Below are 16,112 nucleotides of genomic sequence, written 5' to 3' on the forward strand. Positions count from 1 at the left end.
TCGGACTCCGCCGTGATACCGCCTACGACGGTTCCCGCCGAGCGTCCGCTCATGCCGAGTTGACTGCACTTGGTCATGTCGAGCGGAGCGCCGGGTGTGGCGTTCTTGCGAGGCGGTTTGATCGGACTGAATCTGGAATCGAGGTCGATGAGCCGCGACCCAGCGCGGCGACGACTCAGTGCTGTGGCCCGGCAACCTAATACTCCAACGTCAGTTCGCCTGTCTGCGCTGGTAGTGGGATCGTCGGGCTCGGGCTTGGGATGTTCGCCGCCAGATCGACCAGTGCAGGGTGTGCTCTGGCGGTAGCGATGCGGCGAGGACGAAGGCGTTGAGGAGGCGGCGGATCTCGGCGACGGTCAACGCGATGATCTCCGGGTCAGCGTCGGGCTGCTGCGCGGTGGCGGCGAGGATGGTCAGGACGGCCAGGGCGAGCATGGCCAGGGTGATGAAGCGGTGCCAGCCGGTCCAGCCGCGGACCTGGTAGTGGTCCAGGCCGACCTGGCCTTTACCGGTCTGGAACAGCTCCTCGATGCTCCAGCGGGAGCCGGCGACGGTCACGAGGGTGTGCAGCGGCACCGGGCGAGGTGACCAGCACAGGTAGAAGGCCAGCTCGTCGGTGGTGCGGTTGCGGCGGATGAGCAGCCACCGGTGCTCACCTGGCTGGGTGGCGGTGGTGATCCACGCCCACAGGTAGTCGCGGGGGCCTTTCGCTCCCGGTCCACAGCTGTGCTGCTGCCACTCGCTGGTGGGGATCCGGTCGGCGAGTTCGTCGACGCGTATGAGGGTGCGGCCGTCGTTGACGTGCACGCGTCGGTCGCAGCCGACCGCCAGGACGTAGCCGATCTCGCGGTGTTCCAGGTCAGCGCGTAGGCCAGGGTCGGCGCCGTAGACCTCGTCGCCGGTCACCCACCCGACCGGGACGCCAGCCTCGATTGCGGCGGCGATCATCTGCCGGGCCAGGGCAGGCTTCGTCGCGAACCCGACGTCGTCCGGCACGCCGGCGGCGGTGAGGCGGTCGGGCTGCTCGCACCAGGTCGTCTCCGGCAGGTAGAGCCGGCGGTCGATCAGCGCCCGCCCGTGCGGGGTGACATAGGCCAGGAACACCCCGACCTGGCTGTTCTCCACCCGGCCGGCGGTGCCGGTGTACTGCCGCTGGACCCCGACCGAGTACACACCCTTCTTCAGGAAGCCGGTCTCGTCGGTGACCAGCACACCGTCGGGATGGCCGAGCTGCTCGACCAGCCACGAACGCACGTCATCGCGCACGGCGTCGGCGTCCCACACCGCCGTGCGCAGCAGCCGCTGCATCGCCTGCGGGTCGCAGTGGCCGGCCCGCTCCGCCAACGACCAGCAGGTCTTGCGTTCCGCGTCCGACAGCAGCCCTTCCACGAACTGCCCAGCGGTCCGGCGTGGCTCCACCCGCACGAACCGGGCAGCGACACGCGTCACCGCCTCGTCCAGGATGACCCGCCACCGGTCAAGGTCTAGGCTGTGGCCCACGGCCACCGCACGATCTTCGGTTGTCCTCACAAACCATCGATGATCAACGCGGTGGCCGTCCTCATGCCCACGCCACGCCCAACGCCGAAGCCAAGTGACGTTGGAGTACTAGGCGCGCAGCAGCAAGCCCCGCCATTAAGCAACGCTCGCCCATGCCAAGGCTGCCAAGGGACATGACAACCGCAGAGATGTAACGCCCGCCCTGCTCAACCAGCGGCCGGTGCCCGACGGCACCGGCCGCTTCTTCATGCCTGCCGGACCAACCGGCCACGACCAACTCTCGGAGGACCGCTCCATGACAACCCACCCATCCGCCACGGCGCGAGTCGCCGACGCATCGAGCTGCAGCGCCACCACCCCGCCCGCTCACAAAGCCGATGCTGGCATCGCCCTCCAGTCCGCCCTCTTTCGCATCGGGGTCGCGGAGGCCGAGGAGCGAACGATGCACGCCCACCGACGCGTGTCTCGGCCGGGCCAACCGCCGGACGGAGGCGCATGACGCTGCCGCCCGATGACCAACATCAGCAACGCAAGGAGCCCGATCCGGCAACGGCCGCGGCACCGGGCAAGCGACTTGACCAGGCCAGCGAAGACGACGGTTCATGGACGGTCGACAACGCCGATGGCCGCGCAACGAACGGGTTCACCAAGGTGGTGGCTCCCGGCCAGCCACCCGATCTGCACCCCGGCGCAGCTGCGGCCCTGCTGAAGCTGCTCAGACGCGTCAACGACCGCCGCATGGACAACTCGAACGAGGAGAACCGATGACCACCCCTCAACCGAAACTCTTCGCCTTCTACGGCCGCGTGTCGACCGAGGACATCCAGGACCCCGAATCGTCCCGGAGCTGGCAACTCACCCGGGCGACTACCCTGATCCAGCCCCACGGCGGCAGCATCGTCACCGAATACTTCGACGTCGGCCAGAGCCGCTCCCTGCCGTGGCAACGCCGAACCCAGGCCAACCAACTCCTCGCCGCGCTGCGCAACCCACGGCGCGGGTTCTCCGCCGTCATCGTTGGCGAACCCCACCGGGCCTTCTACGGCAACCAGTTCGGCCTGACGGTGCCTCTGTTCGCCCACTACGGCGTCGAACTTTGGGTGCCTGAGATCGGCGGCCCGATCGACCCCGACAACGAGGCACACGAACTCGTCATGTCCGTCTTCGGCGGCATGAGCAAAGGCGAACGCAACCGGATCAAGCTCCGCGTCCGCACCGCCATGACCGCCCAGACCCTCCTCGAGGGCCGCTACCTAGGCGGACGCCCGCCTTACGGCTACACCCTCCGCGACCTCGGACCCCACCCCAACCCCGCCAAGGCCGCCGACGGCAAACGCCTCAAGGGCTTGACTCCCGATCAGGAGACCGCGCCGATCGTCCGGCGTATCTTCGCCGAGTTCCTCGCCGGAATCGGACTCTTCGCCATCGCCGAAGGACTCACCGCCAATCACCTACCCTGCCCGTCGGCGCATGACCGCGCCTGCAACCCGCACCGCAGCGGAATCGCTTGGTCCAAGAGCGCCGTTCGGGTCATCCTCACCAACCCCCGCTACACAGGGCGGCAGGTGTGGACCAAGCAACGCACCGACGAGGTGCTGCTCGACGTCGACGACGTAGCAATGGGCCACACCGGCGTCATGCGCTGGAACACCCGAGACAAGTGGGTGGTCTCAAAGGAGATCATCCACGAGCCGCTCATCGACGATGCGACGTTCGAGCAGGTCCAAGCAATCCTGCAACGGCGCGGACGGGGAACCCGCGGTCAGCACGTCAGGCAGCGCACCCGCAACCCGTACGTCTTCCGCGGGATGATCTACTGCGCCGCCTGCGATCGACGCATGCAGGGCCAGTACAACCACGGGGACGCCTACTACCGCTGCCGCTTCCCCCAGGAATACGCCCTCGCCAACCAGGTCCCACATCCCCGCAACGCGTACCTACGCGAGGACGCCCTCACCGACCCCCTCGACACCTGGCTGGCCTCTGCCTTCGCACCCCACCGCATCGAACAGACACTCACCGCGCTCGCCGACGCCCAACCCTTGAATCTTTCGCCCGCTCCGGCCACGGCAGCCCAGACGATCATCAACGAATGCGACGCGAAGCTGGAACGCTACCGAGCGGCCCTCGATGCCGGCGCCGACCCGGCGGTAGTCACCGGGTGGATCGCTCAAACCCAGACCGAACGCGCCCGCGCCGAAGCGGATTTTGACGCGTACGCGGGCAACAGCCCACGCCGGATGAGCCGAGCGGAAATCACAGGCCTGGTGACGGCCCTTGGCGATATCGCCGCGGCCCTTCGCGACGCCGACCCTGCGGACAAGGCCGAGGTCTACCGCCAACTCGGCCTTCGGCTCACCTACCAGCCGGAAACGCAAACGGTGCGCGCTTCAGTGGATCTAAGCGCGCACCGTGGGGTAATGGTTTGTGTCCGAGGGGGGACTTGAACCCCCACGCCCTATACGGGCACTAGCACCTCAAGCTAGCGCGTCTGCCATTCCGCCACCCGGACCTACTCGTCCAGCCTACCCTGTCAGCCGAGGTGACCTTGTCACCGGTTCGGCCGCCCCGGTGGGCCGCACGGGGCATTACTGTACACGGCCCGGATGGATCATGCACATCGCCGTCACGCTGCCGCCTTTCCGCAGGTCAGTACGACACTGGAGCGGCCGACTCCGGCAGCCGATACCGGATCCTGGGGGCCGGGTAGCGAGGAACCGGCGATTCCGGGCAGCATTGCTCACGTGTCCCACCCCTCCCCCCTGACCGCCGCTCAGCACCAGGCCCTCGCGCTGCGCTCCGCGGGTGATCTGCCGACCGCCCGCCGCCTGCTCGCCGACGCGATCGCGGCGGCCCGGCCGGCCTACGGGGAGGACCACCCCGACGTACTGGCCACCGGCCACCTCCTCGCCCGGCTCCACCGCGAGGCCGGCGCCCCGGCCGCCGCCCGGCGGGTCCTCGAAGAGGCCTACGCGGCCGGCGAGCGCCGCCGCGGCGACGGCGACCCGCTCATGCTGGCGCTCAGCTTCGACCTCGCCGCGGTGGCGGAGGAACTGGGCAACCGGCACGAGGCCCGCCGCAACTACGCCCGCGTGGCCACCGCCGGGCCCGCCGTGCTCGGTCCGGACCACCCCGCGGTACGCGCAGCCCGCCAGTACCTCGGCGGCTCCGCCGCCGCCGCCGATTCGCAGCCCGGTCCAGGGGCGCTGTCGGGGCCGACCATGTCACTACCCGCGGTGCAGCAGCCACACCCGGCGCAACCCGCCCCGCCCCGACCCGGCGCGCCCGCGGCGCCCGTCCCGCCGGTGCCCGGTGCCGAATGGGCACCCCAGCCGGGACCGGCTCGGCCGGCCTCCTGGGCGCCGCCCTCCGCCGGTCCGGCGACGCATCTGCCGCCACCGCCGCCGGTGCCACCCGTGCCGATCAGCGCCGCTCCCGCCTCGGCCCCGCTGCCGCCGCCCCCGGTCGTTCCCGCGCCGATGTCCGCTCCCCCGGCCCCGACCTCCGGGCCGGGTGCACCTGTCGGCGGCCCGCCGAGTGGCTGGGCGCCGCCAGCGGAGGCGACGACCCGCTTCCCCGTGCCGCCGGCTGCCGGCCCGGCTCCGGCCGCCCCGGCGCCGCCACTGGTCGCCGCCGCGCCCCCGGCACCCGGGGTCACCCGGGTCGGCGCCGTGCCGCCGGCGCCCGGGATCACGCCGGTCGCACCTCGACCTCCGGTCGTCCCGCCACCGCCCGTGATCCCCGCGCCGCCGGGGCCCGTGCCGCCCCCCGCGCACCCGGCGCCGCCAGCGCCGGAGCCGGTGCCGCCAGTCCCGGCCGCGCCGCCCGTGGCCGCGAGGTCAGTGCCGTTGCCGCCGGCACCGGTCATCCCTCCTCCGGCCCGCCCTGTCTCGACACCGCCCGCACGCGACATGCCGCCGGCCGCGCCGACCTCCGGCGCGCCGGGACCGTCGGTTCCGCCCGCCCCGGCAGCAGTGCCGCCCGCGCCGAGGATCGCGGCCCCGACCTCGGCTCCGCCCGCGTCCGGCGTGCTGCCTCCACCTCCGTCCCCGTTCTCCTCCCCACCTGCCGCCGCTGCGCCGATCCCGGCGCCCACCTCGGCCCCGCCGGCATCCGCACCCTCGACTCCCGTCCCACCACACCGGACGGATGTGCAGTCGGCCGCCGATGCGGGCGGGTCCGGTGCGGGCGACCGCGCCGGCGCCCCAGCGAGCCCTGCGCCGGGGTGGGACAAGCCGACCATCCAGGTGCAGCAGATCAGCCCGCTGCTCCAGGAGGAGGCGGAGCGGATCGCCGCCTCGTCTTCCCCGGGTGCCCCTGCGACCGCCCAGGTGAGCGGTCCGCCCGCCAGCGGATCCCCGGCGAGCACCTCGCCCGAAAGCGCGTTCCCGGTGAGCGGTCCGCCAGCCGCCTCGACCGCCGCCGGAGCCGTCGCCGAGCCGCCCGTCGGCGCCCGGCCGGCGAGTGCCCCCATTAGCGGGCCGCCGTCGGGCGGCACCGCACGGGAGGGTCAATCTGGGGTGGAGGGATCCGCTGTCGGCGCGCGGGCGATCCACGACACGTCGACCGCTGGCGCGCCGGAGCCGCTTCCGCCGGCCAGCACCTCGGTCTCGGAATCGCCGACCGGCGGTGCGCCCGACAGCGACCGGCGCCTGCTCGCACCACCGGTGAGCGTGCCGCCGACCGGCGGCGCGCCCTTCCGGCCGCAACCCGTTAGCGGGCCGCCGACCAGCGGCATCCCCTCACCACCGCAGGCGGTCGGCAGCCCACCGGTCAGAGGCATCCCCTCCGCGCCTCAGCCCGTCGGCGGGCCCCCGAGCGGCTCCCCCTTCCCCCCACTGCCGGTCAGCAGTCCACCGGTCAGTGGTGTGCCCTCCGCACCGTTCTCCATCAGCGGCCCACCGACCAGCGTTGCCCCGTTCGCACCCCAGCCAGTCAGCGGCCCGCCGACCAGCGGCGCGCCCCATCCGCCGCCTCCCGTCAGCGGCCCGCCCGCCAGTGGTGCGGCCTTCGCCGCGCCACACGGCAGCGGAGCACCCGTTCCGCCCCAGCCCGCCAGCGGCGCGCCCCTTTCGCCGCCGGTCAGCAGCCCGCCAACCAGCGGCACTCCCCCTTTGCCGCCGGTCAGCGGCCCGCCCGTCAACGCCGCACCGGGCACGGGAACGCCCTTCGCCACCCCGCCGGGCGCCCACCCGCCGTTCAGCGCGCCGCCCGCGAGCGGACTAACGCCAACCGCTCCCCCACCGCCCGGCCATCCGGTCAGCGGCCCGCCCGGCTACCCGGTGAGCGGGTCGCCGTCGCCCGGGTACCCGCCGTCGGTGAGCGGGCCGCCCGCCGCCGCTCCGGTCAGTTCGCCCGTGCCGCCCTGGGGGATGACCGCGCCGCCGTGGAGCAGCGCGGCCCCGCCGCAGCCGGTCGACCGGCCCGGCGACCCGCAGCGTGAGCCAGTCGTGGACGCGCCCGCCACGGTTGAGCCGGATCCGGCGCCGGAGAGCGGGGACGGGGCGGCTCGGCCGCTGCCGGTCTACGACGACCTGCTGACGTTTCCCGAGTCGAAGGAGGCGGCGCCGGAGGCGTACCCGAGCCAGGGGGCGTGGCCGGCGGTGCCGCCGGCGTTCCACCAGCCGGCCGCGTACCCGGTGGTGGAGGAGCCGGAGCGGCGCGGCCGCAACCGGACGGTGGTGGCCGTGGTGGCGGGTGCCGTGGTGGTCGCGGTGACGGCCGCAGTCGGTGTGGGCGCGGTGCTGCTGAATCGGGACCCGGCGCCGCCGCCCGCGCCGGCGCCGACGGCGGCGAAGCCGAAGGTGAGCGGGCCGCCGCCGGGTGAGCTGCGGTTGCAGGACGACGCGACCACGATCACGGTCACCTGGACGGATCCGACGGGCGGCGGTGTGCCGTTCGTGGTGGCCGGCGGGCGGGCCGGGCAGAAGCTGGGGGTGATGGCCACGGTGGACGCCGGGCAGACCCGCTACACGGTGAACGGGTTGAGCCCGAAGCTGGACTACTGCTTCACGGTGCTGGCCGTCTACTCGACCGACACCTACGCCACCTCCGGCCAGGTCTGCACGGACCGGGAGGGCGGCACGACGCCCAACTGACCGGCCACCGGCGACACGCTCGGTGTCCACAGGCGGACGGTGCGGGTTTCACCGGCACCGGCCGGCCCCTATGATGGCTCCCGGCTCTGGGGAGGGTCGACCACGCGCGCCGCCCTCCCCCACCGATGCGGGGAGGCAGCCGCCAGTGACCACCATCGAGGACGTCACGAGCACCGGGCCGGAGACGGCCCGCCCCCGGTCCCGGATGCGGGGCGGGCTGGTGACCATCGGCACCGTGGCCGCGCTGCTGGCCGCCATGGGGTTGACCGTGCTCGGGCTGGGCGCCGCCGACAACGCGGTGGCCAACTACGACGCCTCCTCCTGGTTGTGGAGCACCAGCCGCAGCGAGCTGGCCCGGGTCAACGGGGTCACCGCCCGGGTGGACACCCGGATGGAGGTGCCCGGCGGGCGCCGGCACCAGATGCAGGTCGCCCAGACCGACCGGCTGCTGATCCTGCGCGACCTGAACACCGGTCAGGTCAGCTCGCTGGACCTGGCCACCCTCCAGATCACCGCGACCACGCCGACCGCCCCCGGCCTCGGGGTGAGCGTCGCGCTGCAGGAGGACGCGGCGTTCGTCGTCGACGCGGTGCAGGGCATCGTCCGGCAGCTCGACCCACGGTCGCTGACCCCGATGGGCGAGCCGGTCCGCTACCCCCCGGGCATCACCGGCGGGGCGTTCGACGGCGCCGGCAAACTGTGGATCGCGGTGCCGAGCGAGGGCACGGTCTCGGCAGTCACCGCCGCCGAGCTGCCCGCCACCGCGGGCGCCGCGCCGCCGGCCGGGCTCAGCCCCAAGCGGGTCGAGACGTACGAGGTGGCGGAGCCGGCCCACGAGCTGGTGGTGTCCACGCTGGACGACGGCGTGGCGGTGCTCGACCGCACCTCCGCCTCGCTGGTCACGGTCCGGGCCGGGCAGACGCAGCGGGCCAACCTGACGATGACCGCCCCGGGCAGCCTGCCGACGCGCACCACGGGCCCGCAGGTGCCGGTCACGGTGGCCGGCGAGCGGAAGGTGCACGTGGTCAGCGACGGCGCCGAAGTGCGGCGGTTCGCGGTGCCGGGCGCGGGTGAACGGCTGAGCCCGGCGGTGGCGTGGGCGGGGCGGTTCTACTGCGCCGACGAGAACACCGGCACGGTCTACTCGTTCGACGCGAACGGGCAGCTCGTCGACACCATCAAGGGCTCCGGCCGGCCTGGCCCGATGGAGCTGGAGGTCCGCGAGAACCACCTCTTCATCAACCCGCCGAACTCGTCGACCGCGCAGGTGGTGGACGACCGGAACCAGGTCCGCGAGGTCAACAAGTACGCCAACGACGTGCTCGGCGGCGACCCGCCGCCGGTTGCGCCGCCGCCGCCCCCGCCGAAGAAGCCGAAGGTGGGCAAGCCGGGCGCGCCGCGCGCGGTGACCGCCGCCGCGGGGAACGCGTCGGCGCGGGTGAGCTGGCAGGCGGCCGCGTCCAACGGCGCCGAGATCACCAAGTACGTGGTGGAGGGCGCCGGCCAACGCCACGAGGTGGGCGCGAACCAGCGGGCCCTGGAGATCACCGGGCTGACCAACGGCGAGACCTACAGGTTCTCGGTGCACGCGGTGAACGCCAAGGGCGACGGACCGGCCCGCCGGAGCAACCCGGTGACGCCGACCGCCGCCGTGCCGGACCCGCCGGCCAGCGTCACCGCGGAGGCCCGGCCGGACGGCACGGTGCTGGTGAAGTGGCCGGCGGCGAACGGCCAGGGCAACACGGTCACGAAGTACGCGGTGACCGCCAGCTCGGCCGGCGCGAGCGCCCCGGCCGGCGAGTCGCCGAAGACCGAGCTGGTCATCCCCGTCGGCGAGCTGGAGTACGGCACGCAGTACGGCTTCACCGTGATCGCGGTGAGCGACAAGGGCGCCGGGTCCAAGGCCTCGCCGGTGAGCAACACGGTGGTGCCGTTCACCGCCCCGGCCGCGCCGACCGAGCTGCGCGCGTCCACGGTGGCCGACCAGCCGGGCACCATCGCGGTGCAGTGGGCGCCGGCGGTGGAGAACGGCCGCCCGGTGACGAAGTACGTGGTGGAGGCCGCTGGCAAGACGACCGAGGTGACCGACGTGCGGACCACGATCGGCGGGCTCGGTGACGGGCAGAACGTCACGGTCAAGGTGAAGGCGGTCAACGAGGCCGGCCCGGGCGCGCAGGCCAGCACCACGGCCCGCACGGTGGCCGCGCCCCGGGTCACGGTGACCGGCTCGTCGGCCGACGCCACCTCGGTGACGGTGACGTTCACGGTGGACGCGGGCGGCGGCCGGGCGACCTGCACGGCCGCCACCGGCGGCAAGACCGCCAGCGGGAGCTGCTCCAGCCTGCGGGTGACCGGCCTGACGCCGGGCATCGCATACACGGTGACGGTGACCGCGACCAACGCGGCCGGCAAGGGCACTGACACCCAGGCGCAGAGCACCGACGCGCTCTACGGCATCGCGACCTGCAACAACGGACCGACCGGTGACCAGCGCACCTACTGCAACGCCGAGGTGGACGGCCGCAACGGCAACGAGATCTTCTCGGTCCCCCAGCAGCTCAACGCCAAGCAGGTCGGCTGGGCGAAGCCCGGCACCCGGCTCAAGGCCTACTGCAAGAAGCAGGGCGAGAACGTCGACTCCTGGATCTACAACAACCAGAAGCAGAGCACCTGGTGGGTGCAGGTCGAGTACTCGGGCAAGAACTACATCCCGTGGGCCTGGCTGAACCTGGAGGGTGGCGACAACATCAACCTCCTGCCCACCTGCTGACCGCGCCGCACCGAGGAGCACTCCCGCCCGTGAACATCCACGAACCGCTCACCCAGCCGGAGGTGCAGGGTTTCGCCGCCCTGGCCGCCCGGCTGGCCGAGAACGTCAACGCGGTCGTGCTGGGCAAGCCGCAGGTGGTCCGGCTGGCGCTGACCGCCCTCTTCGCCCAGGGGCACGTCCTGCTCGAGGACGTGCCCGGGGTGGGCAAGACCACCCTGGCCCGGGCCGTCGCGGCCACCGTGAAGGGGCAGTGGCGGCGTATCCAGTTCACCCCGGACCTGCTTCCCTCGGACGTGTCCGGCGTGACCATCTTCAACCAGGCCACCCGGGGCTTCGAGTTCCACCCGGGACCGGTGTTCGCCAACATCGTGATCGCCGACGAGATCAACCGGGCCTCGCCGAAGACCCAGTCGGCGCTGCTGGAGGTGATGGAGGAGCGCACGGTCACCGTGGACGGCGTACGCCACCCGGTGCCGCAGCCGTTCCTGGTGGTGGCCACCCAGAACCCGGTGGAGATGGACGGCACCTACCGGCTGCCGGAGGCTCAGCTCGACCGGTTCCTGGTGAAGCTCTCCGTCGGCTACCCGGACGAGGCGGTCGAGGTGGAGGTGCTGCGGGGCGCCACCCTCCGCTCCCCCGACTCGCTCACCGCGGTCACCGACACGGCCACCGTCGGGGAGATGGTGAAGATGGCCCGGCGGGTGCACATCGCCGAGCCGCTCTACGCGTACGCGGTACGGCTGGCCGCGGCGACCCGCACCCACCCGCAGGTCCGGGTCGGCGTCAGCCCCCGGGGCGTGATCGCGCTGACCCGGGCGGCGTGCGCGTACGCGCTGATCGACGGGCGAGGCTGGATCATGCCGGAGGACCTGAAGACGCTGGTCGAGCCGGTGTTCGCGCACCGGCTGCTGCTCACCCCGGACGCGCAGGTGCGCGGGGTGACCCCCGCCGACGTGCTGCGCCAGGCGGTCGCCTCGGTGCCGGTGCCGCTGCCGTCGGGCCAGCCCGCCCCGGTCCACGGCTGACCGGTGGGGATCACCGCCCGCGGCGTCGGGCTGCTCGTCGCCGCCGTCGTGCTGCTCGGCGTCGGCTTCCGGTACGCGTACCCGGAGCTGACCGTGCTCGGCGCGGCGGCCGGAATCGCAGTCGCGTACGCCGTGGTCACCGCCGCCTGGCGCCCCCGGTTGACGGTCGAGCGGGTGGCCGACCCGAACCGGGTGGCCCGCGGTGAACCGGCGGCCATGGTGCTGACCGTGCGCAACACCGGCCGGCTGCGGGCGGCGAACCTGGTCGCCGAGGACCGGTGCGGCGGCCGTTTGGTGCCGGTGCCGCTGCTGCGGCTGCGTCCCGGCCGGGACACCGAGGTGCGCTACCCGGTGCCGACCCGGCGCCGCGGCGTGGTGCCGGTCGGGCCGCTGCGGGTGACCCGGCGCGACCCGCTCGGCCTGGTGGCGCTGGCCCGCGCCTACGGGGAGCCGGTGCCGGTGTGGGTGCACCCGCGCATCCACCCGCTGTCGGCGGTGCCAACCGGCGCCGGCCGCAGCCTGGACGGGCGCACCGACAGCGTGCCGCACGGCTCGATCACCTTCGACTCGCTGCGCGAGTACGTGGTCGGCGACGAGCTGCGCCGGGTGCACTGGCGGACCAGCGCCCGAGTGGGCGAGCTGATGGTGCGGGAGAACGTGGACACCAGCCTGCCCCGGCTCGTGGTGGTGCTGGACAACAGGGCGGCCGCCCACCCGGACCGGGACGCCGGGGTGGCCGAGTCGTTCGAGTCCGGATGCGAGGCGGCGGCGTCGGTGGTCGCCGCCGCGACCCGGGAGGACCTGCCGGTGAGCCTGCTGCTGGTCGCGCCCCCGCCCGAGGAGCCGGCCGAGGACGGCTCCGGGTCGTCGCGCGGCGTCAGACGCGCCGAGCTGGAGTTGTCGCACGGGCCGCTGGACCGGCTCGCCGCGGCGGAGCTCACCGAGGGCGGGGCGGACGTGCTGCGTGCCGCGCTGACCCGGCTGCGGCAGGACCGGCTCGGCGACACGCTGGTCTTCCTCACCGGGCCGGGTGCCCGCGGCGACCTGGGGCACGTGGGCGCGCTGCGCGGGCCGTACCCGTCGGTGGTGGTTGGGATGTTCGGCGCGGCCGGGCCGACGGCGGCCGGCGCGGGCCTGGTCGTGGTGGACGCGGCCAACGGCGCCGAGTTCGCCGCCGAGTGGGACGGGATCCGCCGGTGGTGACCGAGGCACCGCCGCGCCCGGACATCGCCGCGCCGGCCGGCGCGGCGGGTGGCGGCGCGGCGCGGGTGCTGCGGGCCGTGCCGGTGCCGCTGGCGCTGATCGTCATGATCGCCCTGGCCGGCGTGGTGCTCGGCCGGGTGTACGCCGACCCGCTGCTGACCCGCCTGACGGCCGGCGCGGCGGTCGGCTCGGTGCTGGTCAGCGTGGCCGCCCGGCGGCTGCCGTCCTGGCTGGTGGCGCCGCTGTCCGTGGCCGCCCTCGCCGGCTGGACGCTGCTGTCGCTGCGGCTGGCGGCCAGCCACGCGGCGCTGCCGGGCGGCCTCGGCGAGGTGGCGGCGGACGCCGCCCGCAACGCGATCCCCCGGCTGCTCACCGCGATGATCCCGGTGGAGCCGGCCCCGGACACCGTGCTGCTTCCGGTGGTGGCCGCCTGGCTGGCCGGGCTGGCCGCCGCCGAGGTGGCGCTGCGGGCCGGCCGGGTGCTGCTCGGCTACCTGCCCCCCGTGCTGCTCTTCGCCGGCGCGCTCTACGTGGTCGGGCCGAACGCGGGCCCGGCGGTCGGCCCGACGGTGGTCTTCGCCGCGGCCGCGGCCGCCGGCCTGGCGGCGCCCGCCGGGCGGGCCGGACCGGCCGATCCGGTCGCCGGCCTGGCCCCGGCGGTGCGCGCGGCGGTGCGGCTGCGGCTGCTCGCAGCGAGCGCGGCCGGGGTGGCGGTGGTGGTGGCCCTCGCGGCCCTGCTCGCCCCGGTGGTGGCCGGCCAGGTCGACGACCGCCCGGTCGACCCGCGCCGCTACGTCGAGCCGCCGCAGGTGGAGTCGCTGGACGAGAACCCGCTGATCCGGATCTCCGGGTGGGCGCTGAACCCGGACCAGAAGCTGCTCGACGTGCGGACCGAGGCGGGCCCGGCGGACGCGGGGCCGCCGCGGATCCGGCTCGCCGTTCTCAGCGACTACGACGGGGTGACCTGGCGGGTGGGCGCCACGTACCGCAACGCGGGGCGGATCCTGCCGGCCGCCGACCCGACACCGGGTACCGCCACCGATCCGGTACGCCAGGAGATCACCGTCGCCGACCTGACCGGCCGGCTGCTGCCCGCCGTGCCGACCCCGCACGAGGTGACCGGCGCGCGGGTGGCATACGACCCGGCGACCGGGACGCTGATCCGGCCGGAAGGGCTGACGCCGGGGCTGCGGTACACGGTCGCCTCGGTCCGGGAGCGCCCGGACGTGAACCTGCTCAGCACGGCGAACGTGCCGGCCGGGGACCCGGTGGCCCGGGTACTGCGAGTGGCCGACGGGGCGCCGGAGCAGCTGCGCCGGCTGGCCACCCAGCTCGCCGAGGAGAACGGCGCCCCGTACGCCCGGGCCACCGCGATCGCGGACTTCCTCGCCGAGCACTACCGGGTCACCGCTGACGCGCCGAGCGGACACGCGTACCCGAACCTGACGTTCTTCCTCTTCGGACCGCGCAACGGCGGCGGGCAACGGGGCACCTCCGAGCAGTTCGCAGCGTCGTTCGCGGTGCTGGGCCGGCTGGCCGGCCTGCCCACCCGGGTGGTCGTCGGCTTCGAACCCAAGGCGGACGGCCCGGTCCGGGCCGCGGACGCGTACGCCTGGCCGGAGGTGCTGTTCGACGGCGTCGGCTGGGTGCCGTTCGACCCGATGCCACGCCCGGACGAACAGCCGCGCCCGGTGGAGGAGGACTTCCGGCCGAAGCCGGAGGACCCGCCGCCGTCCGAGGTGCCCGCGCCGACCGTGGAACCCACCGCCACCCCGCCGGCGGCGGCCGGCCCGGACCGGCGCGGCGGCGACCGGGGGCCGGGCCTGCCGGTGCTGGTCGGCGGCGGCGTCGGCTGCCTCGTGCTGCTGGTCGGGGCGCTGCTGCTGACCCTGGCCGCGCTGCGCCGCAACCTGACCCGCGCCCGGCTGAGGCAGGGTGACCCGGGCCGCCGGATCGCCGGCGCCTGGCGGGAACTCACCGACGCCCTGCGGCTGGCCGGCCACCCGGTCGGCGCGGACCTGTCCGCCGCGGAGGTCGCCGAGCGCGCCCGCCGCACCCTCACCGAGGCCCGCGCCGCCACATCGCGGCCGGCTCAGGCGGCGCAGGCCGCACCGGCGCAGGCCCGGTCGCCGCGGGCGCCGATGCCCGGTCCGGCCGGCGAGGCGGGCGCCGACCTGCCGGGCGTCGAGGTGGACGAGCTGGCCGGCCTGCTCAACGAGGTGGCCTTCGCCCCCGGCACCGCCAGCCCCGCCCAGGCCGACCGGGCGGCGGCGGTCGCCACGGCGTACGTGGCCGCCCTCCGCGCCACCCGCCGCCGCTGGCGCCGCCTCCTGTGGACCGTCCACCCCGGCCCGTTGCGCTGGCGCCGCTGACCCACGACCGATCCTGGCGGGATCCCGCGCGGGCCGAGCGCCAACTCGCCAAGGGCTCCGACGAACCGGTGCCGACCGGCGGGCTGGCGCGGGGCGCTTAGCGTGAGGGCATGTCCGTCGCGATGTGGGTGACGCTGTCCCTGGTGGGCGTCGCGCTGGCGGTGACCGCCGGCAGGCGGTGGCGTGCGCGGGCCCGTCACGAGCCGACCCGGGCGGAACGGTTGGCCGCGGCCCGGAAGGCCGCGCGCGACCTGCGCCGGACAGGCCCGCGGGCGCACCGGGACACCTTCGAGCGGGGCGCCGCCCCCGTCGACCGCCACTCCGCAGCGATCCTGGAGAACAGCGCGTACGGCGACGCCGCCGGCCACACGGCGGCGGGGACGGCGGCGGCTCCTACTGATCCGCCGCGCGTAGCTTCCGGACGAGTTTGCGCAGGCCGGCCTGCCAGCCGTCGGGGTCCTCGGCGCGGCGGCGTGCGTAGCCGGCGACCTCGGGGTGCGGCAGGATGAGGAACCGCTCCTCGGCCAGCCCGGCGATGGTGGCGTCGGCGACCTGGTCGGGGGTGAGCACCGCGCCGGAGGCGGCGATCACCCGGGCGCCCAGGTGTCCCTCGGCGACGTCGCCGGCGAGCATCGGGGTGGCCACGCCCTGCGGGCAGAGCGCGCTGACCCGGACGCCGGCGTCCCGGTAGGTGATGGCCAGCCACTCGGCGAGGCCGACCGCCGCGTGCTTCGTCGCGGTGTACGGGGCATCGCCCACCGCGGTCAGCACGCCCGCCGCCGAGCAGGTGAACAGCAGGTACCGTTACCTTTCAGTGCGCTCTAGCGAGCACACGGTGGGTAGTCCCGCCTTGCGGGGGGACGGTCCCGGTCTGACCGGCGGGCGCCGTGCCGGGTTCATGCTTCACAGCCGCCTGCCCGCGTTGGCGGGTCTTCTGGTCGGCTCCACGTGCTGCCACCGGGCCACTCCCGGCGGTGTCGAACTGGGCCGCCAGGGCGGCCAGGTTGAGTGAGGCGTTGCGGTTGCGGTCCATCACCAGGCCGCACGCCTGGCAGTGGTAGGTGCGCTCGGACAGGGCCAGCTTGGCTTTCACCGCGCCGCAGCCCGAGCAGGTCTTCGAGGACGGGTACCACCGGTCGGCCAC

Annotated in this window: 9 protein-coding genes, 1 tRNA gene and 3 pseudogenes; 8 read left to right on the top strand and 5 right to left on the bottom strand. The window is 74.5% G+C overall.

The window, feature by feature from the left end; genetic code table 11:
• Positions 1–210: 210 nt before the first annotated feature.
• Positions 211–1,506, bottom strand: a complete 1,296-nt coding sequence (locus AC0OLQ_RS25105; RefSeq protein WP_484527277.1) for an IS701 family transposase — start codon at positions 1,504–1,506, stop codon at positions 211–213.
• Between the two features lie 489 nt (positions 1,507–1,995).
• Between AC0OLQ_RS25105 and AC0OLQ_RS25110 the strand changes: the two genes are divergently transcribed.
• Both AC0OLQ_RS25110 and AC0OLQ_RS25115 read left to right on the top strand, forming a co-directional pair.
• A complete protein-coding gene (locus AC0OLQ_RS25110) occupies positions 1,996–2,268 on the top strand; it encodes a hypothetical protein (protein ID WP_484528324.1) in 273 nt (90 codons plus the stop codon).
• Complete coding sequence (locus tag AC0OLQ_RS25115) at positions 2,265–3,947, top strand: recombinase family protein (protein WP_484528325.1); 1,683 nt, start codon at positions 2,265–2,267, stop codon at positions 3,945–3,947. Before AC0OLQ_RS25110 ends, AC0OLQ_RS25115 begins: the two co-directional genes overlap by 4 nt.
• Here the strand turns inward: AC0OLQ_RS25115 and AC0OLQ_RS25120 are convergent.
• A tRNA-Leu gene (locus tag AC0OLQ_RS25120) sits at positions 3,929–4,012 on the bottom strand. The genes AC0OLQ_RS25115 and AC0OLQ_RS25120 overlap by 19 nt on opposite strands.
• Positions 4,013–4,106: 94 nt before the next feature.
• Here AC0OLQ_RS25120 and AC0OLQ_RS25125 point away from each other — a divergent pair.
• Positions 4,107–4,418, top strand: a pseudogene (locus AC0OLQ_RS25125) (hypothetical protein); the annotation flags it as partial.
• A 1,592-nt stretch (positions 4,419–6,010) separates the two neighbouring features.
• Here AC0OLQ_RS25125 and AC0OLQ_RS25130 read toward each other — a convergent pair.
• Positions 6,011–6,238: a hypothetical protein gene (locus tag AC0OLQ_RS25130; RefSeq protein ID WP_484532535.1), complete on the bottom strand. Its 228-nt coding sequence runs from the start codon at positions 6,236–6,238 to the stop codon at positions 6,011–6,013.
• 865 nt (positions 6,239–7,103) lie between these two features.
• Here AC0OLQ_RS25130 and AC0OLQ_RS25135 point away from each other — a divergent pair.
• The 5 genes and pseudogenes from AC0OLQ_RS25135 to AC0OLQ_RS25155 all read left to right on the top strand — a co-directional run.
• Positions 7,104–7,598 (top strand): annotated as a pseudogene (locus AC0OLQ_RS25135) (fibronectin type III domain-containing protein); the annotation flags it as partial.
• A 205-nt stretch (positions 7,599–7,803) separates the two neighbouring features.
• Positions 7,804–10,368 carry a fibronectin type III domain-containing protein gene (locus tag AC0OLQ_RS25140; protein WP_484532422.1) on the top strand — a complete coding sequence of 855 codons (2,565 nt, stop codon included), beginning with the start codon at positions 7,804–7,806 and terminating at the stop codon, positions 10,366–10,368.
• Positions 10,369–10,397: 29 nt separating this feature from the next.
• On the top strand, positions 10,398–11,393 hold the full coding sequence (locus tag AC0OLQ_RS25145) for an AAA family ATPase (RefSeq protein WP_484528326.1): 996 nt from the start codon (positions 10,398–10,400) through the stop codon (positions 11,391–11,393).
• Between the two features lie 3 nt (positions 11,394–11,396).
• Positions 11,397–12,596 carry a DUF58 domain-containing protein gene (locus tag AC0OLQ_RS25150; RefSeq protein WP_484528327.1) on the top strand — a complete coding sequence of 400 codons (1,200 nt, stop codon included), beginning with the start codon at positions 11,397–11,399 and terminating at the stop codon, positions 12,594–12,596.
• Positions 12,572–14,968, top strand: coding sequence for a transglutaminase TgpA family protein (locus AC0OLQ_RS25155; protein WP_484528328.1), 2,397 nt, complete (start codon positions 12,572–12,574; stop codon positions 14,966–14,968). The genes AC0OLQ_RS25150 and AC0OLQ_RS25155 overlap by 25 nt, the downstream gene beginning before the upstream one ends.
• 393 nt (positions 14,969–15,361) lie before the next feature.
• Here AC0OLQ_RS25155 and AC0OLQ_RS25160 read toward each other — a convergent pair.
• Positions 15,362–15,769: pseudogene (locus AC0OLQ_RS25160) on the bottom strand (SDR family NAD(P)-dependent oxidoreductase); the annotation flags it as partial.
• Between the two features lie 10 nt (positions 15,770–15,779).
• Positions 15,780–16,112 carry a zinc ribbon domain-containing protein gene (locus tag AC0OLQ_RS25165; RefSeq protein WP_484532423.1) on the bottom strand — a complete coding sequence of 111 codons (333 nt, stop codon included), beginning with the start codon at positions 16,110–16,112 and terminating at the stop codon, positions 15,780–15,782.

Source organism: Micromonospora sp. Utrum1, assembly GCF_057197805.1.